Here is a 20,964-nt window from a genome sequence, read left to right on the forward strand (position 1 = left end):
TATCACAAATAGACATCTTGTAAAGTGTTTTTGTGAACTTTTTTTCAAACTTTTTTTGTATTCCTTAATTTATTTACCTAAAATGCTTTAGTAGCAAGGTTTTAGCGCTTTAAAATAATTTAAAAATAAAACTCTTCCTAATACTTGTTAGAAAGAGTTGTGATTAATGGGTTGTTATTTGACCTCAATTTTAGCAATAATCCAGTAATACACGGTAATGACTGCTAACAATGACAGAGGGCCGATACCGTTGTAAACAACCTCCGGCAGTTGTGAAAGTATTCTTGGCAAACTATCACGCAGCACTAAAGCTATGATTGCCATACCTATTCCACTTAAAAAATAAATACCAAAGAGAGCGAAAAGAACTTTCCAGCCCCATTTGTAAATGGCAAAACCAAGGATTGCTATGATAAAACAGCCAGCAAAATTTCTCCAAAACTCTGATGAAAAAGTTTGCCACGATGGTAAATGCTCACCTTTTGATACTAAAGAAAGGAAGGTCACTGCTACAACCATTATAGCGTAAGTAAAGAAATTAATGATGAAGTAGTTTTTACGTTTATTACCAAATCTCAAGGCTGAGTCAAAGTCCAACATGCCATCAGCAAAAAAGACGATGAATGACCAAATCGATAGAAAAACCGAGATTACCTGCAAGCTGCCGTTTAGCCAGCTAATCTTTTCCATATTAAACGAGCTATTATCACCAACAAAGAAGGTTAGAACAGCAAAAGCAGTTACGATAAGACCAAAACCAAGCATAATCATCGCTGTCAATTTTAAATGATCTAGGAGTTGCATTCCTCTTAATGTCAATGTTCGTTTCATGATTAGTCCTCCACTAAGTAGTTAAAGAGTGTCTGTAAGTCATAATAATCCACTTTTCCACCTTGTCCAGTTACTTCTTGAATATCCTCTTCAGTAACCGTATCAAAGAGATAAGTTTCTGTCATACTACCTAACTGACGCTGGTGAATGACACGTTTATTAGGAAGAGTTGCATTACTAATGCGGACCGCTCTTTTTTGAATGTCTTCAATATCGTCATCCATCATTAAAGAAGTATCTTTAAGCATAATGACATGCGTTAAGTAGTTTTCAACTTCTTGAATGAGGTGGGTTGATAAGACAATGAGACGCGGGTGTTGAGCGTAATCCTCTAACATAATATCCAAGAATTTCTGACGGTTTACAGAGTCTAAGCCATTGGTTGGTTCATCGAAAACTGTAATTGTTTCACGAGTCGCAAGGCCTAAAATATTATAAACTAAGGTTTTGTTACCAGTTGATAATTTTTTGATTTTAAGTTTGGGATTAAGATTGAACCGTGCCAAGAGATTCTTAGCATAGTCACTATCAAAGTTAGGATACATGCTCGCATAATAACGCATCAAGTTAGTAATCTTACCTTGGAAGATAGTATTATTATCAGCCACAGCACTAGTCACAAAGACAATGTGAGCTAGGTCAAAACTAGTGCTAATGCGGCCATCGTATGACGCAATCATATCGTTGATCATCTTCATCATGGTCGTCTTACCCACGCCATTTCGACCAAGCAAACCGTAAACACCTGATTGATCTTTAAAATCTAAATCAATGTTTTGTAAAACAACTTTTTGACCATACTTTTTAGTAACTTTCTCTAAACTAAGCATCCTTCTCCTCCTTAATCATCTCTATTAGGCGATCTAGTGAAATATCCAATCGTTTAGCTTCCTGTAAAAAGGCCGGGAGCAGCTGCTGACTAAAAGCTTGCTGTCTCTTGCCAATAATCAAATCTCTCGCCTCTGTAGTGACATACATGCCCATCCCTCTTCTCTTGTATAAAATATTCTGAGCCACTAGGTCGTTCAATCCTTTACCCGCTGTTGCAGGATTGACTTGCATCATTTTGGCAAATTCATTGGTTGATGGAACTTTGTCATCAACCTTAAAATGCCCACTTAAAATCTCATCTTCAATCATTTGTGAGATTTGCATGTAAATGGGTACTGATTCATTCACATCTACACCTACCTTCTTTATGTTAAATAGCCATTTGGTGTTGTGGTTGATTACTCAACTAACTAACCTGTACTTTAAGTATAAACCCAGAAGCAAAATATTGCAAGTCTTTTCTTCAAAAATTATCAATGATGTCAAATCGCGGAACCTTATCTCAATGCTCTTATCCAAAAGAGTAACTCTTAAGGGGGCAAACAGTCTATTTTTGAGTGATTAGTCTTTTTTAAAACAAATGAAAAAACAATGTCAAAGTAGAAAAATTCCTAGATTGACATTGTTTATAAGAGTTATTTTTTAGCGGGTTGTTTAGCAACTTTTTCAACAGCTTTTTGAACCGTTTTAACATAGAGGTTGGCACCTGCTGTACTGGTATCTGAATAGTGAACACCATCAGTGTTGCCCCAGATTTCTGGATGATTGATGGCTGTCTTGTACCAATCCGCAACTTCAACGTATTTGTATTTTTTAGCTAACTTCAATTCATAGTCTCTCAGGGCTTTGACATCCCCCATCGCTTTAGCATTATATGGTGTTACAAAGACTAAGCGGTGCCCTTTAGGTAGGGCTTTGATGTATTTCTGAGTTTCGGCTTCATAGCCAGCTGTTGAATTCACACCAACAGCGATGACGACTGTACTTGACATGGTGCCAGTTTTCGCCTGATTTTCAAAGATAGCAAAAGTATCTTCAAAATTTCGGCTGACAGCAGCATCCAGCTGTACGTTGGGCATTATTTCCTTAAAGGCATTCTGTGACCGAAGAGCAACAGAGTCTCCAATGACTGTGACATCACTCAAGGCATCGACGTCTCCCGCAGTGACCATATAGGATCGTGTCAAACTATTTTGCGATTGTTTAAGGGAATTGACCAAAAGCTCTGATTCAAATTGACCAACTTTTGGTGCTGTCGCACCAACAATGACTAGCAGAAATGATAGGGCTGCACCTATTCCAGCCAAGATTTTCCAGTAGGGTTTCAAGTCTATTTCTAAACCGAGGATACGAGGAATTTTCCCCGCAATAAATGGCTCCAAAATATAGAAAGAGAGGGTCGAGAAGAGAATAGAGAAAAACATGGTGAGGGTGACTGCTAGCCAGTTAGGAACAAGTTGGCTAAAAATCACATAGAAAGGCCAGTGAAATAGGTAAAGTCCATAACTAATATCCGCAAAGTAAGTAATGACCACAGGCTCTTTAGCATTTGGTGTCTTTTCATGTAAGACACGAGCCGCGTAAATCATTGTCGAGGCAAAAAGAGTTGCCAAAATAAAACCAAAAAGGAAGGTTAAGATATTATTGAAATCTAGTGCAAAAGTTAGCAGTAACAAGAGCAAAAAACTACCCGCCATATAGGCGACGACACGGTTAAGTGACCAGAGTTGGCAGTTTCGTTTGAAACGATGGGTAACTTCTGAAATACCAGATATGGTTGCAAAGATGGCTCCTAGATAAAAAGCAAAACTATGACTAATGGTTGAGTAGTAAATCAGCGACAGGTTATCTGTGAAGAAAGCTCTGATAAACATACTCAAAAATCCCAGTCCCAAAAGGACTGATGAGACCATGAAAATCATTCCTCTGAACTTAATTGGTGTCAGATTACGCTTTGAAAGTAACCAGACAACCAAGGCCCAGAAAATATAGAAATGCACTTCAATCGCCAAACTCCAAGTATGAACAAAAAGATGAGGAATAAACTGACTTTCGTAACTGCTGCCTGTAAAAATCTCGTAGAAATTAGTCGTAAAACCAAGCGCTGCTGCTGCTTGTTTACCAATATCAGCGACAAAATCTGACTTGACTAAAAACGTAAAAGGAATCGTTACTAAAACCATTAAAACCAAAGGAGGGACGATACGATAGAAACGGCGTTTTAAAAAACCAATGATATCAAAGGCTTCTGACCGACTGTATTCGTCAATGACTAAGGCTGTGATTAAGAAACCAGAGAAGGTAAAAAACACATCAACCCCAATAAAACCACCTGGAAATTGCACTTTAAAGAAGTGATACAAAAGGACTAATAAGAGGCCAGTCACTCGAACTAGCGAAAACCATTTTATTCTCATTTTTGATAAATTCCTTGCTTAAATTCCCCTTTGTAAGTCTTGCCAGAACTTGTTTTCAAAGCGCCCTGTCCATCTGCCTGCCCTTTTTTAAACTCGCCTGAATAAGACCAACCTTTAGCCGCCGTATAGGTGCCTTGTCCATTAAAGACACCATTTTTAAATTGACCTTGGTAACTATCCCCATTATCGTAGGTCAGCTTCCCTTGTCCATTCATTCGGTTATTAGCGACATCGCCATTATAAATGATTCTATGATTATCATACGTCAAAGTTCCCTTGTGTTTTAGAGGGATCAAAAAGACACTTAGACCTAGGATAATAATAAAGGCAACGGTTACGAGTTCAATCGTCGTTCTTGTCAATTTTATTTTTTTAATATCTTCGATGAGCTGTTTCATAATGTTCTTTCTTCGTTTAGGATAATTCTTCTAACCAAGTTTGGCAGCCTTTACGGATGAGGGTATGGGTCTCTTCAAAATCGCCAGTATACCAAGGATCTGGTACACCACCGTCACAAAAGAGGTGGATTTTGTTGTCAAAGCGTCCTGCAGAAAGCTGACGTAAATCTGCCACATTCTGCTCATCCATACCAATAATCACATCAAAATGAGTCAAGTCGTCTAAAGTCACCTGCTGAGACGTTTTGGAAGTATCATAGGTATAGCCTTTTTCTTTAAGAATCGCTTGTGTTCCTCTGTGAATAGGATTACCATGTTCCCAAGAAGACGTCGCACGACTCTCGATCTGCCAATCCGCATCGACAAGAGCCTTCATCACAAACTCAGCCATGGGACTGCGACAAATATTACCAAGACAAACAAAACATACTTTTTTCATAAGAAACTCCTTAGTAACATTATAACAGAAAAGTAAACAGGAAAATACAGAAAAATCATGTGGGGAGGGGTGTCGATATTAATCATTATAATCTCCACCACTCAACTGTTGACACCAGGGGCATTCCCTTAGTTTGTAACACAATAAGAATAGCAACAACAATACTAATGACAACTACTTTTTTTAAAAATTGATACATTTTTTACTCCTATGTTTAAGTGATGATTTTATTTTAAGTTAAAACACCTAATATCAACATGTCATAAATGTCATTGAGTATTCGTAAAAAAAGATGAGTCTACTTAATAAACTCATCTCTGCATATCTTTGTTCCACTCAATTGCTAACTGTTCTTCCAAGTAACTGTCATCAGTCATTTTAGCAAAAAGCATCGCTTTATCATAACTACTCTGCGCATCTTCTTGGTTTCCCTCAACATATAATCTGTACTTCCATTCTAAAACTTTCTGAATTGGCAACCTGCTATAATCTTTTGTCTTATCCATTGTGTAATCAATTAAGGTTAATACATCATCTAAAGCTACCAATTGATCATCTTTCAGCGAGATAGCATACATTGTAATCAAAACCTGTGTCAATACAATCAATTCATCTACTGTAAATTCTTTAGACTGACTACCAAGTTTTTCAAATAAGCGATTGTTAAATAATGGATCCGAATACTGACCTTCGAAACCTTCGAAATCAAGATAGATTAAATATAAATTTATTAGAACTAAATCATTCTCATCATATCTTTCTTTTACCTTAGTTTGTTCAAAATAATCTCCCAAAATACTGATCCCAAAGTTGAAGTTCTCCGTTATTAACGAGTCTTGTGTTGCTTGTAAAGTGTCAATCACCAACTTTTCCACTTCTGGAAGTTCATCGTAATAATTTTCATAAATGGTATCAAAATATTTTTCTTTAATTGCTATTCGAGCGGTATCAGAATAAGTTGGCACTCGTAAGATATGATGTTTTAATTCTAAATATTCTTTGGACAATTCTAATTTTTCACCATTCGTTAGAAATTGAAGTGAAACACCTAATCGGTCAGCAATAAACATCGCTGTTCTAATATTTGGCAGTGACTGTCCAAGTTCAATTCGAGCTAATTGTCTAACCGATAACTCTGATTCATCCATACAAAATTCTTCACGTGTTAACTGTCTTTCATTCCTTAATTCTTTTAATCGTTTCCCAAAATTTATAATCATATCACTCTCTCCTTTCTTTCTCTTCTATATTATATCATGTTTGTTTCATTTATTTATCATTATTTAGACAAATAAAAAAGGAACATCAATATGTTCCTTTTTTTATTATAATCCGAGACGTTCGAAGACTTCATCTACACGTTTGGTATAGTATATTGGATTGAAGAGTTCATCCAGTTCGTCTTGATTTAGGAGAGAGGTGATTTTTTCATCTTTTTCTAATAGTGGTTTGAAGTTAACCTGATTATCCCATGCATAGGCTGTTTTTGGTTGCACCAAATCATAAGCTTCTTCACGTGTCATTCCTTTTTCAATCAATTTGAGCATAACACGCTGACTGTAAATGAGACCGAATGTTGAATTCATGTTACGGAGCATGTTATCTGGGAAGACGGTTAGGTTTTTGACAATATTGCCAAAACGATTGAGCATGTAGTTAATGAGAATGGTTGTGTCTGGTGTGATAATACGCTCTGCTGACGAGTGAGAGATGTCACGCTCGTGCCAGAGGGAAACATTCTCATAAGCTGTCACCATGTGGCCGCGGATGACACGAGCTAACCCCGTCATGTTTTCAGATCCGATCGGGTTACGTTTGTGAGGCATTGCTGAACTACCTTTTTGGCCTTTGGCGAAGAATTCCTCCACCTCACGCTGTTCAGACTTCTGAAGTCCACGAATTTCAGTCGCCATGCGTTCGATAGAGGTGGCAATGCTAGCTAGCACCGCAAAATACTCAGCATGAAGGTCACGTGGAAGAACCTGAGTTGAGATTTCTTGCGGACGGATACCAAGTTTGCCACAGACATATTCTTCCACGAATGGTGGGATGTTGGCAAAGTTCCCCACTGCACCTGAAATCTTACCTGCCTCAACACCAGCTGCTGCACGCTCAAAACGCTCTTGGTTACGTTTCATTTCACTATACCAGGTGGCCAATTTAAGACCAAAAGTTGTTGGCTCAGCATGAACACCGTGCGTACGACCCATCATGATAGTCATCTTATGCTCACGCGCCTTGTCAGCCACGATATTGGTGAAATTTTCAAGATCCTTGCGGATAATATCATTAGCTTGCTTGTAAAGGTAACCATAGGCCGTATCTACCACATCCGTTGAGGTCAAACCATAATGAACCCACTTACGCTCCTCACCGAGGGTTTCAGATACCGCCCGAGTAAAAGCCACTACATCATGACGTGTCTCCTGTTCAATTTCAAGAATACGGTCAATGTCAAAATCCGCATTCTCACGAATTTTCACCACATCCTCTTTTGGAATCTCACCCAACTCAGCCCATGCCTCGTCAGCGAGAATTTCTACTTCAAGCCAAGCACGGTATTTATTTTCTTCACTCCAAATGTTCGCCATCTCCGGGCGGGAATAACGTTCTAGCATAATTAAGATACCAAGGGCGACAAGAAAGCGACTGAATTTTAGGAAATCAACGACGGACGCTTGCGTCCTAGGCGTTTTATCTAAATTCCGAGCTTTCCGCCCGGGTTCAATTGCACTAGCTTGTGCCTTTCCTTTCTGATGTTTAATTTGTATTGTAGAGATGAGTTAGCCCGAGTTCAACTACTCAGAAACACCCTCACTCCTTTCTTTTTCTTAGTTTTTAGAAAAAAAGCAAACTTACCTCTAGGTCACATTTTTCTTTTTTGCCTAGTTCGTAGCCTGTATTCAGCTCAACAAATACGAGTACCTAAGTTTCTTTCCTTTTTAATTTATAGTCAAAGGAATTAACTTCTAGGCAAGGAATTTAGACGCAGACAGTACTTAAATACGATAAGTCGAAAGTGATAGTATATCACAGTTAATTCAAAAGACTAGCAAATTGGGTTACCGCTGTATTTTGGAAAAAGGAGACCTTAATTTTTACCAAACTTACTGCCTGAGGTCAAGTCCTCTATGATCCTAGTTCAAATCATAACCCTAAGAATCACCATCTTCATCATAAAAAAATCACTAAGATTGTCTTCTGTGAAAACAAGAAACACATCCTCCATAGCAAGTGACAACTTCAAGTAGGGAAGATTCTTCATTATTGACACTGAACTAGCTCTCTCACCGATGAAACTAATTCTTCTTTGAATGGATTGGTTTTGTAAAAATAAACAACATCGCTTGCCATCTTTCTACCAATCTTTGATACCACAGAGTTGTAGAAAAAATCGTCAAACCAGATTCTTCTGTCATCTCACGAATAATCGAATCTGTGAATGATTCACCAGTCCCCACTTGTCCACCTGAAATAACACTTTAGCCAATCGATCCCATATTGGTAAAATGAACAGTTTCAACGGTTAGAGGCCAAATTCCTCAACCTCATCAGGCTTTTCACTAAACAAAGTCACATGTCCCATTTTGCGGTTGTGCTTCGATTCTAGTTTACCATAAAGGTGGAGGTGAGCGCTAGAGTTATTTTGGACATAGGCTTGAGCTACTGGCATAATGTCAAAGTGCTCACCATTGACAAAAGCAAATAATGAGAATTCCCCTCCCTCCAAGAATTCTTCGATGTCCACGCACCACACACGCACCAGAGCCACCAAATTTTTTGTTCAAAAGCATAAATGAAACAAAAACATTATAAGCCTTATTTCATAAACATTATCAAGCAATAAAACTGTTATTGATTCACAAAAAACCACCGGCATAGCCAGTGGTTCTCGGAGATTATGAAAAAGTTATTTAGGAATGCCTATATTATAGTCGAGCTTTCTTAAATTTTTCTAAACATTAGTGTTAACCCACTCATCTCTAGCTGCTAATGCCTAATCATTAAAGGATACGTGCACGTGGTCATAATGATTAGCCGTAACACCACCTCGATCTGGCATCGGATTCCAAGTATTCGCTGGTCCATAAATGCTGTTGTATGGTGAGTAAAAACGTTGCTTCCAGATAATATATGAGATACCGCGACTAGACATATTGTTAATAGCATCTTGTGCGACCTGATCCCCTAAAGCAGAGCTTTCAGGCACCATAAAGTCCACCGCTAATCCCTTACCGTGATCGTCATTTGAGCCTGCTCGATAAAGACTAAATGACCTAATACCATATTTGGCAGCAACTTCTTCCTTGTATGCTGCTACTTGTGGCCTTAGTCCTGCATTAGCAGGATTTGATGTCGCTTGAGCAAAACTGGTCGCCGTTTGGCTTGCTGGGCTTGCTGTGTTAGAAGCTGGCAAAGTTGCCGTCGTTGGGGTTTCTGATGCTGATTGGCTTGCTGTCGCTGAAACCACTTGAGAGACCGCTTCACTGACTGTTGCCATAGATTCAGATGTCGCTGTGCTTACCGAAGTTTTTTCCAAAACTTGTGAAGAGGCTTCTGCTACGGTTGGCAATTCTGCCGATTCCGAAGTGGCTTGAATTGATGTTGACGTCTCTGAACTTGCTTCTGGGATGACTTCTGATGCCATAGCAGCGCTGTCTTGCGCACTTTCTGATAGAAGTTGATTTGCCTCTGATATCTCTGATATTTCAGAACTTCCTTCAAGAGAAGCTGGCGCATCTGTATCAGTGTCTTCAGAGCTTGCCCTATTATTTTGGACATCAGGATCTAACGTAGCTTCTGAGTCAGTATTCGCAGAATGTGAACTTACTTCTGAAGAAGCTGGTTGGCTACTTACTTCATCCGTAGAAACTGTTAAATCGTCCACTTGGACCGTCTGGTCATCTACAACAACTTCATTTTTAACCAAGTCAGCAGAAGCTACCATGCCTTCTTGTCCCTCATGCACAGCTGGTGTTTGGATTTGAACGGATGTTACATCATTGTTTTCATTAACAGTTGTTGTTAAAACCGTCTCTGGAAAAATCAAATCAATATTAGCAATGTTATTGATATTAGCCAGAATATTCATATCAATCCCCATGGCTTCTGAGATAGTACTCAAAGTATCACCATATTGAACCGTATAAGTCGACCTTTCGTCCGCATTGACAATGTCTGATTTGATCTGCTCAACGCTCCGGGGTGTCCATGGCATTTCTTCAGCATGTACAGCTAGTCCTGAAGCTAAAGATAGGGTTACAGTTGATGCTAAAAGCATTTTTTTTGAGATATTCATTTTATTACTACCTATTTCTTTTTGATAACTCTACACATCTTAGCACAAATTTGAAAAAGAAAAAGTGGTTGGGGAGTTCTTTAAAGAAACTGTTGCTCTTCTGTAATATTAGACTTGTTTGTCATAATAAATGAATTTCCCTGTCATTTTCTGATATTTTTTCAGAAAAATTGTCACTTCTTGATTTATTTGCCGAATAAATAAGCAGGAGGATATTGAATGACATTAACATCTAAGTTTACAACTGCAAGTGCTCTTGCCTTAATCTTAACTGGAACCGCATTATCATCTGGACAATCTGTCGCTCAAGCCGCTGTTCTTGGTGATAACTATCCTACCCAATGGAAATCTGGGTGGGGGGCTGATAGTTGGGGAATGTATAAGAGGCAGTGTACTTCCTTTGTAGCTTTTCGTTTGAGTTCAGCCAATGGGTTTTCCCTACCAGGTGGTTACGGAAATGCCATTACCTGGGGTGGGGTTGCCAAAGCTCAAGGTTACCGAGTGGACATGAACCCTGCGGTCGGTTCTGTCGCTTGGTTTGGTAATGGTGTCAACGGAGCAGGAGGTTACGGTCATGTTGCCTGGGTGGCTGATGTGAAAGGAGATACCGTTACCATTGAAGAGTATAACTTTGATTATGGTCAGGGCCCTGAGAAATACTGGAAGCGCAGTTTCCATAAAAGTCAGGTTTCTGGCTATATCCACTTTAAGGATTTGGGACCTACCTCAGTAGGAACAACAACCACGTCCCCTATCATAACAAACCATTCGATGGCATCAAGTGGAACACACCATTTCACCAGTCGTACTTCTATCAAGGCTGAACCAAAGATGACAAGCCCAGAATTAGCATATTATGAAAAGGGACAATCTGTTATCTATGATAAAACTTTAGAAGCCGATGGCTATAAGTGGATTAGCTATATTGCCGGAAGCGGGATGCGACGTTACATTCCAATTAGTCAACTTCAAAAAACAGCGAGTGTTGCCAAACCAGCTGCCGAAACGCCTGCCCCAAAACCTGTTTCTAAGGCACTGGCTGCAAATGGAACTTACCATTTCACCAGTCGTTCATCTATTAAGAATGAGCCAAAACAAGACGCTGCCGAAATCGCATTTTACGACAAAGGACAGTCTGTTCATTACGACAAGACCTTGGAAGCTGATGGCTATAAGTGGATTAGTTATATCAGTGGTAGTGGGATGAGACGTTATATTCCAATTAGTCCACTCCAAAAAACAGCGACTGTTGCCACACCAGCTGTTGAAACGCCTGCCCCAAAACCTGTTTCTAAGGCACTGGCTTCAAATGGAACTTACCATTTCACCAGTCGTTCATCTATTAAGAATGAGCCAAAACAAGACGCTGCCGAAATCGCATTTTACGACAAAGGACAGTCTGTTCATTACGACAAGACCTTGGAAGCCGATGGCTATAAGTGGATTAGTTATATCAGTGGTAGTGGGATGAGACGTTATATCGCTGTTGAGAAGTTAACGAGCCAAAACACCTCTAAAACAGTTAAATCAAGTTCATCTGAATCAAGTAAACCAAAAACTCAATCCTCGACTAATTCAGCTACTATTGCCGTCGGAGACACTATCAAGTTTTTAGGAACCTTCAAGGTAACAGCTAATGTCAGTGGCGGCTATCTTATTTCAAGTTCAGATCTAGCCGGTGGTATGCCATCTGCACTAAACTACTTAGACCCTACTCCAGTTATTGAAACGAATAAGTCTGGTAAAAAATCTGGGGATCAAATCTTATATCCTGGTGAATATTTCAGTATTCCTGGAAAATACAAAGTTTCAAAGGTCGATAAAGCAAGCAATGGGATTTGTGTTAAAATCGGAAGCCGAGATACTTGGGTAACCATGTCTAAAGTAAGTAAACAATAATCAACTGACTACATTGAGCTTTTCAGTTCTCTCATAACTCATACTCATTTCTAAATACAACTGAAAACTCATAAAAAAGCCCTCTTTCTTAGGATAGAGGGTTTTAGTATTTTGTCTTGCAAAAAGAACCCAAAAAAGCCCGGATAGTCCGAGCTCTTAAGAGATTATGAAAAAGAATGCTCACACTAGCTAGCTATCGCTAACTCTTGCAGACATATTATTTAGGAGTGACTATAGTATAGTCCCACTAGCTTAATCACAACTTAAACTTTTCTTTCACAAACCTTAAATCTTAATGCTTAATGACGAAAATGTCTTACCCCTGTGAAGACCATAGCAATGCCATGTGCATTTGCCACATCAATCGACTCTTGATCACGTATAGAGCCTCCTGGTTGGATAATAGCCTTAATGCCTGCTGCAGCAATTTCTTCAATATTATCCGCAAATGGAAAGAAAGCATCCGATGCCAAGACTGCTCCACCTAGACGATTCTTAGCCTGTTCCACTGCAATACGCACTGAAGCAACACGATTTGTTTGACCAGCTCCGATACCAAGTGTCATGTGGTCATTGGCAATTAAGATACCGTTTGATTTGACATATTTGATAGCTTTCCAAGCGAATTCCATAGCTCTTACTTCTTGCTCAGATGGTTGAGAGTCAGTCACTACTTGCCAATCAATTGAGTTTTCTTTAACGACGTCTTGATTTTGCAACAAAAGACCACCAACAACCCCTGTGTATTCAGCTTCGATGCCACTCTTATCTTGCGCATCAAAGGCCAATTCTAAAATACGGAGATTTTTCTTTTTATGGGTCAAAATCGCTAACGCTTCTTTGGAATAAGACGGTGCGATGATGATTTCGAGGAAAATATCATGCATCTTCTCAGCTGTCGCGGCATCCACTTCACGATTAAGAACGACAATACCTCCAAAAATAGAAATCGAATCAGCTTCATAAGCGTAATCCCAAGCTGTCTCAAGATCATCAGCTTGCCCAATACCACATGGGTTCATATGTTTGAGAGCCACAACGGTTGGACGATCTTTAAAATCGCGGATGATGCGAATAGCTGCATCAGCATCGCGGATATTGTTAAATGATAAAGCCTTACCGTTAAGCTGTTTAGCTGACGCGACGGAGTAATCAGTCGGAATGGCTTTTTGGTAGAATTCAGCTGCCTGCTGAGGATTTTCACCGTAACGCATTGCTTGTTTGAGGTCGAAAGTCAACGTTAATTTTTCTGGTTTTGTCTCTCCAACTTGTGCTGTAAAATATTCCGCAATAAGAGCATCGTAAGCTGCTGTATGACGGAAAACTTTAGCGGCCAAAGCCTGACGAGTTTCATAAGCTGTATCGCCAGCTTCTTTCAATTCTCCCAAAACAGACGCATAATCATCTGGGTCCACCAAAACGGTGACACTCGCATGATTCTTAGCTGCCGAACGCAGCATTGAGGGACCACCAATATCAATGTTTTCAACGGCTAAGTCATAAGTCACCTCTGGACGACAAATAGTCTCTTTGAAAGGGTAAAGATTGACAACTACCATATCGATAAGTTCAATATGATTATCCTTAGCTGCCTGAAGATGATTCTCTAAATCACGACGAGCCAAAAGTCCACCATGGATTTTAGGGTGAAGTGTCTTGACACGGCCATCCATCATCTCTGGAAAACCAGTTATATCATCAATGGCAATGGTAGCAATCCCAGCCGCATCAAGAGTTGCCTTAGTCCCACCAGTTGAGATAATATCCCATCCTAGTGCTTTAAGTTCTTGGGCAAATGCAACAATGCCTGCTTTATCTGAAACTGAAATAAGTGCTCGTTTCGTCATCATTAAAATACCATGTCCGACAAGAAGGCGGCTGAACCATCAAAAACGCGATGGTTCAAAACATCTAGTAGACTTTTTCAAGCATTCAAAATCACCTGAAAGTATCCATGAACGCTTTTTCAACCTTCTGAACGGGGTCAATTCCTTTCATCCTACTTTATAGTTACTATAATATTTTCACTAGAGGTGATAAATTGCTGTTTTTAAGCGCCAAATCATCAAAATGATGATTTACCAATCAATTTCATAGGCTGAATACTCATACGATAATTGATAGCCAAGTTGCTCAGCTAGGCTAAGCGATGCTTTAGTATGCGCATCCCAGCTAGGATATAATTGCTTATCTAAACAAGCTAACATTAATTGGGCAGCAACTACCCTAGCAAGCCCTCTTCGTCGATAATCTGGATGGGTGTCAATCTCAATGTCAATACCTTCTTGATAACTAGAATAAGAAGAAGCCCCCGCAACTAGCTTATCCTGATGGAAAATGGCATAGCCCAAGCCGTCTTTAGCATAATGGTCGTAATCCTTATAATTAGCCACTAAATCCTCTGACCATGCTTCCTTTAAACAGTCATGATAGCTTTTTTCATCAATTTGACAAAGACTAAATGAGTTTGATAACTGTTCAACAAACCTCTGCAACATTTCAATATCAAAGAGAGTATCCTTTTTGGTTGCATATCTTGTAAAGACACGCGCTCGATCTCCATAAGTCGATTCGATTAAAGAAGCCCAATCCTGACTCTGTGGAACGAAAATAATATCCTCATATCGGCAACCTTCTATAAAATCAAGATAAGGCCGCCCTGCTAAAAACGCAAACGAAGCCTCACGTCCTAACTTTGCCATAGCTGACTGCGGGTTTAGCAAATCATCTACAAAAATCTCTCCCATCACACCTTGCAGACAGGACAAAATCATCGTTTCTGGCCAATTATCAAAGAGGGAGTCAACAAGCTTAGTATTATCTAATTTTTTCATAATATTATTGTAGCAAATAAACAAGAATAGTGGCTATTTTAGCCCCAAAACACGCAGCACCTGAGGGTAAAGACAATGTTCATACTCATGAATCCTTGCTTCAAAGGTCTCAATAGTATCATTATCAAGTCTCGGCACGCGCACCTGCTTGATGATTTTTCCAGTATCAACACCAGAATCAACCCAATGGATAGTCACGCCAGATTCATTAACACCAGCATTCCAAGCTTCCTCGATACCGTGAGCTCCTGGAAATTCTGGTAAGTAGGATGGGTGAATATTGATAATTCGTCCTTCATAAGCTGATAAGAGGGTTGGACCAACAATTTTCATATAGCCTGCTAAGCAAACCAAGTCAATGTCATGTTGTTTCAGCAATTCTACGATAGCCTGCTCATAGGCAGCCTTGCTAACAAACTCTTTAAGTTCAAAAGCATAGTTTTTAACTCCAAGCTTTTGAGAACGCTCCAGAACGTAAGCATCCCGATGATCCGAAAAGACGAATGCCACCGGAAAGTTCTCCGCAATAACTTGAAAATTGGAACCCGAGCCAGAAGCAAAAACAGCAATCTTCTTGCTCATCACTTTATCACCACGCTAACACTAGTTTTTTTCACGATACGACCGATTTCATAAACTTCTTCGTCAACTAAGTCTTTGATCTTGTCAATATTTTCAGGTTTGACAGCCATCACGAGACCAATACCCATGTTGAAGACTTCAAACATTTCTTCGTGCTTGATGCCACCATATTTTTCCAATGTTTTGAAAATAGGCAATACTGGAAGATTGCTTTCATCAATCTCAGCAGCCAAATCATTCGCAAACTAGTTGCTGGTGTAATAAGTAAATCATCCTCTTGTCGCTGCTGGCGAATGACGTTTACAACCGTATCATAAATAGCTTCCCTAGTCATGACCTTCCTCCTCAGCAAAAGCCTCAACTAGTTGATACACAACATTAGTTTCTAACATAGTTCTGATTTGTTTAATCGTATGGTAAATAGCCTTCTCATCACTAGACCCGTGAGCTTTAACTACAGGAGCCTTTAACCCAAACAAGACTGCTCCACCAGCTGATGAATAATCCATAGTATCTTTCAACTGATACAAACTATCTTTCAAGAATAAGGCTCCAATCTTAGCCTTGAAGCCACCTGATTTAATAACGGATTTAAGACTACCCATGAGATTGATAGCAGTTCCTTCAATCGCTTTAAGTACTGCGTTTCCCGTGAATCCATCTGTGACAACAACATCAGCCACATTGTTCATCAAATCACGCGCTTCTACATTACCCACAAAATGAATGGAAGAGTCGCCTGCAAGCAAGTCATAAGCTTCCTTATGAAGTGGATCCCCCTTAGTCGCTTCTGTACCATTATTCAAAAGACCGACACGAGGTTGGTCAATCCCCCGCACATTCTTAGCATAAAATGAACCAAGGATAGCGTATTGTAGTAGATGCTTTGGTGTATTTTCCGCATTAGCCCCTAGATCCAACATATCAAAACCGTTACCATCCGTCGTTGGCAGAGTTGACATAAGACCTGGACGATCAATTCCCTTAATGCGCCCAACTACAAAGAGACCTGCAGCTAAGAGAGCTCCTGTATTTCCCGCTGAAAGAATGGCATCTGCTTGTCCGTCCTTTACTGTCTTAGCTGCTAAGACCATCGAAGCATCTTTCTTGCGACGAATAGCCTTGGCAGGCTCATCATCAGAATTAATTTTTTCACTTGTGTGAACAATCGTAACACGCTCACTAGCGGTCAAATGCTCACGGATTTTCGCCTCATCACCGTAAAGTTGAATCTCAATATCTGAAAAATCTTGGATAGCACGATTAACACCTTCAACAATCGCCTTAGGAGCCTGATCACCACCCATAGCATCAACTGCAATACGTTTCATGATTTTACCTCATTACTTCCTTTTCTTTTGAAAAATAGCAGAGCTTTTACCTGAATGTCTTCTATTATAGCATCTTTTCATTTGATTTTCAGACTCTACATCAGCCCTACTTCATGATATCTCCCCACTTACTGAGATCATCAATAAATGCCTTACTTTTCAAATGTAAGCCTACATAATCCTCATAGATAACATCTACAAACTGCCTTAATTTAGCTTTCATATCTTCCTTGAGTGAAATACTCCTTAACTCATCAAAAGAGATAGCTTGAAAGCGATCCAGTAAAAAAAGAACATTGGGATCCAAGTAAGCCCGTTTTTCATCCTTATCATAGTGATCAGGGCAAAGAAGACCTGAATAACGAAAGGAAAAATCGAAAGGCAAACCAACACGATGACAAAAAACACACTCATGAAAATTTAACTGAACCCCGAAGCGTTCCAATATTTGAATCTCAAAAATCAAGGTCAACACTTCATAGTCTAAGCCGTCATCCATCAACCGTAATGTTTTTTCTAAAAAAGCAAATAATGGCGCATCTACCTGATTATCTGGAATGGCAGCATCCGCTAAGGCCATAATATAGGTTGCATAGGATAATTTAAACAAATCTTCGTTAATAGACTTGTAGATTGTTACTTCCCGAAAATCATCAATATAAGACAGACCACTGTCATTTAATTTCAGAAGAAAATCAGCCACAGTAAGTGGCTGAATGACCGCAGATAATTTAGATTTTCTCACATGTTTCACGAAAAACATTCGTTTCCCATCTGTTTCAGTAAAAATTTTAACCAACTTATCTGATTCACGAAAATCTCTATTATAAAGGACTATCCCTCTAGCGTCTTTACTTATCATTTGTTGTCATGAATTCCTTCAAACGTTTCATTGCTTCTTGGATAACTTCCATACTTGCTGCGTAAGAAATCCTCAAGTAGCCTTCACCATACGGTCCAAAAGCAACTCCTGGAATCAAAGCAACAGCCTTGTTATGAGCTAGTTTCTCAAGAAAAGCATAAGAATCTTTACCAGCTTCACCAGGGATTTTGGCCCAAATATAAAAAGCTCCATCAGGCCTAACCACGTCAAAACCAAGCTCCATCAAAGCTTCCACAATAACATCCCGGCGTTTACGATATTCATCACGCATTGGTAGGGCATCATCCTTACCATTTGTGAGAGCCTCTAAAGCCGCATACTGCGTAATCGTTGTTGCTGACGTCACCAAATACTGGTGAGTTTTGACCAATTGAGCGCACAATGACTGATTCGCAAAAATAAAGCCCAAACGCCATCCTGTCATAGCATGAGATTTTGACAAACCATTGATAACAATCGTTTGTTCTGGAAGATATTCCCCAATAGAAACATGCCCCTCCTCGGTATAGGTAATTTCTGAGTAAACCTCATCTGAAACAACATAGATAGGGTACTTACGGATAACATCAGCCAAAGCCTGAATTTGCTGCCTTGTGTAAACAACACCTGTTGGATTGGCAGGTGAGTTAAGAATAACAGCCTTCAACTTATTTCCTTGAGCTAAAATCGCTTCTTCAAGAATCTCAGGAGTCAAAATAAAGTCCGTCTCAGAAGTATCTAACTCAATAAATTCACCACCATACATTGTTGTAAGAGCTTCATAAATAGGAAAAACAGGGCCAGGGGATAAAACAGTATCACCAGGTTCCAAAATAGCTGCAAGACTGGCAGAAATGGCCTCAGTAGCCCCAATTGTGGTCAAAATTTCTGATTCTGGATCATACGTTAGATTATACTTTTCTTTAACAAAGTCAGCTGCAGCTTGACGAAGTTCTAAAAGGCCAGCCATTCCGGTATAGTGACTCTTATCTTCATCAATCGCTCTCTTTGCAGCCTCTTTAACGTGCTGAGGAGTCGGAAAATCAGGTTCACCCAAAGTCATTCGAAGCATCCCAGGAATCCCTGAAATGGATTGGTCAAATTGACGAATCAAGGATACTTCTAACTGATCTAAATTGTGATTATAACGTTGGCTAACATCCATAGTTAGACTCCTTTTAAATATAATACCCTTATTATACAAAAAATTCTGAAAAAGTACACAAATCTCTTAATCAAACAATCATCTCAAATTGAAATAAAAACAGAATAAAATACTTGAAGAAACGTACCATCAGTTGCTCCTACTTTTTTGAGCTGTTTTTGATATAAGCTCATGTTTTCCTAAAAGAATCAGACTCCGCCGAGTAGAAAGAAAGCAGCAACTGTTTATGCCCGTGCTCTTTGCATAAGACGTTTAGCCTACCCATATGTCTAAAGTTGATAATAAGACCTTCTAAAGCACCTCCAGTCATGACAACTTTGCAAGTCATCAGATCTACTAACCCACCACTTTTCAAATTCGTCACTAAAGATAGCTGTTGGTATCTTTCTGTCAGATACGTTACTGGCTATAAATTACCCTCTTGATCAGCAATCCTACTCTCGGAAAAATAGGTATCAAACCCAGTTTCATCGGAACCAATACCTGTTTTAACATGATTTTCTAAGTCAAAACGGATTTCATCCATCTATATCTTGTAAAGATAACACTCCTGATAACGGCATGATGAAAACTTTCTTTGAGCTACTAGAATCAGAAATATGTTACGGCTTTGAGAAGACATTTAACTCGCTGTCATTCATAAACAAGCTTGTTTATGAATGACAGTGAGTATTCCGATAACAAAAACGCATTCAGTGAGTGAAATGGACAGTAATAAAAAATCTGTAATTTATGTCTGAGCCACCTAAGAAAATAGCCCAAATGCTAATTTTGATTCTTATTGACTATTAATAAGTTTTTATCTCCCAAATAAAAATAAAAAAGTTGAAGAAAACAATCCAAAATGGACATTTTCTTCAACCTGAAAGACTCTCCTAAAAAGAATCCTTTTAACCATAATAAACTTATTTCTTAGCTGATAATTCAAATAGTGGAGATAGAGGACGTTTTTCATGAATACGCACAATGGCATCACCAATCAACTCAGCAATTGAAATTTGTTCAATCTTATCAATCAAACGTTCTTCAGGGAGGTAAATCGTATCTAAAACAACAAGTTTTTCAATAGCTGATTTTTGAATATTATCCAAAGCTGGTCCAGAAAGAACAGGGTGTGTACATGACGCGTAGACACGAGTTGCACCTGCTTCTGCTAAAGCATCTGCCGCATGGCAAATAGTACCAGCCGTATCAATCATATCATCAATCAAAATACATGTCTTGCCTTCAATATTACCAATGATGTTCATCACTTCACTAGTATTCATTTTATCCACACTACGACGTTTATCGATAATCGCAATAGGGGTATGCAAGAATTGTGCTAACTTACGGGCACGTGTCACACCACCGTGGTCAGGACTAACCACAACCACATCATCACCAATTAAACCTTGACGGTCAAAATAATCCGCAATAAGTGGTGCCCCCATAAGATGGTCTACCGGAATATCAAAGAACCCTTGAATTTGTGAAGCATGAAGATCAACAGTCAAGAGACGATCAACCCCAGCAACCTCTAACATGTCTGCTACTAATTTTGATGTGATAGGCTCACGAGACCGTGCTTTGCGGTCCTGACGGGCATAACCATAGTAAGGCATCACAACATTAATGGTTTCCGCACTCGCACGTTTCAAAGCATCTACCATAATCAAGATCTCCATTAGGTTATCATTGACCGGTGAGCTTGTTGATTGCAAAATAAAAACATGATGTCCACGGATTGACTCTTCAATATTTACTTGAATCTCACCATCAGAAAACTGACGAACCGTTGATTTTCCAAGACTAATGCCAATATTTTCAGCAACTTTTTCTGCTAATTCTTTGTTTGATGATAATGCAAACAACTTTAAATTAGAATAAGACATGATTTCCTCCATCTATTTAGTCCACCCCTATTTTACCGTTTTTAAGGCTTTTTTTCAAACAATATTGTATAGAGGCACGACAAACGCATGAAAATCCCTAATCTATTTCTCTGGCTTCGAAGCTATGTTTGCCTTACAGTAATCGTTTTAAATACTGGTCAAAGGACAGACTAAGGACAAATTTTTTACGTCGCATGCTCAT

17 protein-coding genes and 4 pseudogenes are annotated in these 20,964 nt (G+C 39.2%); 2 read left to right on the forward strand and 19 right to left on the reverse strand.

Annotated elements, in window-relative coordinates; all coding sequences use genetic code 11:
* Positions 1 to 174: 174 nt before the first annotated feature.
* The 11 genes and pseudogenes from ABP870_RS08920 to ABP870_RS08970 all read right to left on the reverse strand — a co-directional run bounded on the left by ABP870_RS08920 (position 175) and on the right by ABP870_RS08970 (position 10,215).
* Positions 175 to 831: a hypothetical protein gene (locus ABP870_RS08920; RefSeq protein ID WP_350015070.1), complete on the reverse strand. Its 657-nt coding sequence runs from the start codon at positions 829 to 831 to the stop codon at positions 175 to 177.
* 2 nt (positions 832 to 833) lie between these two features.
* Positions 834 to 1,661 carry an ABC transporter ATP-binding protein gene (locus tag ABP870_RS08925; RefSeq protein WP_350015071.1) on the reverse strand — a complete coding sequence of 276 codons (828 nt, stop codon included), beginning with the start codon at positions 1,659 to 1,661 and terminating at the stop codon, positions 834 to 836.
* A complete protein-coding gene (locus tag ABP870_RS08930) occupies positions 1,654 to 2,010 on the reverse strand; it encodes a GntR family transcriptional regulator (protein ID WP_350015072.1) in 357 nt (118 codons plus the stop codon). Before ABP870_RS08930 ends, ABP870_RS08925 begins: the two co-directional genes overlap by 8 nt.
* A gap of 287 nt (positions 2,011 to 2,297) precedes the next feature.
* Entirely contained in the window at positions 2,298 to 4,079 is a 1,782-nt protein-coding gene (locus ABP870_RS08935; RefSeq protein ID WP_350015073.1) for an acyltransferase family protein, read from the reverse strand.
* Positions 4,076 to 4,477: a hypothetical protein gene (locus ABP870_RS08940; RefSeq protein WP_350015074.1), complete on the reverse strand. Its 402-nt coding sequence runs from the start codon at positions 4,475 to 4,477 to the stop codon at positions 4,076 to 4,078. Before ABP870_RS08940 ends, ABP870_RS08935 begins: the two co-directional genes overlap by 4 nt.
* A 16-nt stretch (positions 4,478 to 4,493) precedes the next feature.
* A complete protein-coding gene (locus ABP870_RS08945; protein ID WP_350015075.1) occupies positions 4,494 to 4,916 on the reverse strand; it encodes a low molecular weight protein-tyrosine-phosphatase in 423 nt (140 codons plus the stop codon).
* A gap of 311 nt (positions 4,917 to 5,227) precedes the next feature.
* Positions 5,228 to 6,136: a helix-turn-helix domain-containing protein gene (locus tag ABP870_RS08950; RefSeq protein ID WP_350015076.1), complete on the reverse strand. Its 909-nt coding sequence runs from the start codon at positions 6,134 to 6,136 to the stop codon at positions 5,228 to 5,230.
* A gap of 105 nt (positions 6,137 to 6,241) precedes the next feature.
* Positions 6,242 to 7,534 (reverse strand): adenylosuccinate lyase, encoded by a 1,293-nt coding sequence (gene purB, locus ABP870_RS08955; protein WP_350015077.1) that lies wholly within the window; start codon positions 7,532 to 7,534, stop codon positions 6,242 to 6,244.
* Between the two features lie 681 nt (positions 7,535 to 8,215).
* A complete protein-coding gene (locus ABP870_RS08960; RefSeq protein WP_350015078.1) occupies positions 8,216 to 8,377 on the reverse strand; it encodes a hypothetical protein in 162 nt (53 codons plus the stop codon).
* Between the two features lie 65 nt (positions 8,378 to 8,442).
* Positions 8,443 to 8,589, reverse strand: a pseudogene (locus ABP870_RS08965) (5-(carboxyamino)imidazole ribonucleotide synthase); the annotation flags it as partial.
* A 324-nt stretch (positions 8,590 to 8,913) separates the two neighbouring features.
* Positions 8,914 to 10,215 (reverse strand): LysM peptidoglycan-binding domain-containing protein, encoded by a 1,302-nt coding sequence (locus ABP870_RS08970; protein WP_350015079.1) that lies wholly within the window; start codon positions 10,213 to 10,215, stop codon positions 8,914 to 8,916.
* A gap of 219 nt (positions 10,216 to 10,434) precedes the next feature.
* Between ABP870_RS08970 and ABP870_RS08975 the strand changes: the two are divergent.
* A pseudogene (locus ABP870_RS08975) lies at positions 10,435 to 11,433 on the forward strand (SH3 domain-containing protein); the annotation flags it as partial.
* A gap of 93 nt (positions 11,434 to 11,526) precedes the next feature.
* Positions 11,527 to 12,114, forward strand: a pseudogene (locus ABP870_RS10670) (SH3 domain-containing protein); the annotation flags it as partial.
* A 299-nt stretch (positions 12,115 to 12,413) separates the two neighbouring features.
* Here the strand turns inward: ABP870_RS10670 and purH are convergent.
* From purH to ABP870_RS09020, 8 genes and pseudogenes are all read right to left on the reverse strand, one after another.
* Positions 12,414 to 13,961: a bifunctional phosphoribosylaminoimidazolecarboxamide formyltransferase/IMP cyclohydrolase gene (gene purH / locus ABP870_RS08985; RefSeq protein ID WP_350015086.1), complete on the reverse strand. Its 1,548-nt coding sequence runs from the start codon at positions 13,959 to 13,961 to the stop codon at positions 12,414 to 12,416.
* Positions 13,962 to 14,192: 231 nt separating this feature from the next.
* Positions 14,193 to 14,948: a GNAT family N-acetyltransferase gene (locus ABP870_RS08990; RefSeq protein WP_350015080.1), complete on the reverse strand. Its 756-nt coding sequence runs from the start codon at positions 14,946 to 14,948 to the stop codon at positions 14,193 to 14,195.
* Positions 14,949 to 14,981: 33 nt separating this feature from the next.
* Positions 14,982 to 15,530 carry a phosphoribosylglycinamide formyltransferase gene (gene purN / locus ABP870_RS08995; RefSeq protein ID WP_350015081.1) on the reverse strand — a complete coding sequence of 183 codons (549 nt, stop codon included), beginning with the start codon at positions 15,528 to 15,530 and terminating at the stop codon, positions 14,982 to 14,984.
* Positions 15,530 to 15,775: pseudogene (locus tag ABP870_RS09000) on the reverse strand (AIR synthase-related protein); the annotation flags it as partial. The gene purN and the pseudogene ABP870_RS09000, both read right to left, overlap by 1 nt.
* Before the next feature lie 81 nt (positions 15,776 to 15,856).
* Positions 15,857 to 16,861: a phosphate acyltransferase PlsX gene (gene plsX / locus ABP870_RS09005; protein WP_350015082.1), complete on the reverse strand. Its 1,005-nt coding sequence runs from the start codon at positions 16,859 to 16,861 to the stop codon at positions 15,857 to 15,859.
* A gap of 106 nt (positions 16,862 to 16,967) precedes the next feature.
* A complete protein-coding gene (gene recO / locus ABP870_RS09010) occupies positions 16,968 to 17,723 on the reverse strand; it encodes a DNA repair protein RecO (RefSeq protein WP_350015083.1) in 756 nt (251 codons plus the stop codon).
* Positions 17,713 to 18,888 carry a pyridoxal phosphate-dependent aminotransferase gene (locus ABP870_RS09015; protein WP_350015084.1) on the reverse strand — a complete coding sequence of 392 codons (1,176 nt, stop codon included), beginning with the start codon at positions 18,886 to 18,888 and terminating at the stop codon, positions 17,713 to 17,715. The genes recO and ABP870_RS09015 overlap by 11 nt, the downstream gene beginning before the upstream one ends.
* 905 nt (positions 18,889 to 19,793) lie before the next feature.
* Complete coding sequence (locus ABP870_RS09020) at positions 19,794 to 20,762, reverse strand: ribose-phosphate diphosphokinase (protein WP_062710717.1); 969 nt, start codon at positions 20,760 to 20,762, stop codon at positions 19,794 to 19,796.
* Positions 20,763 to 20,964: the final 202 nt, after the last annotated feature.

This window comes from Streptococcus jiangjianxini, assembly GCF_040225085.1.
GTDB classification, from domain to species: Bacteria; Bacillota; Bacilli; order Lactobacillales; family Streptococcaceae; genus Streptococcus; species Streptococcus jiangjianxini.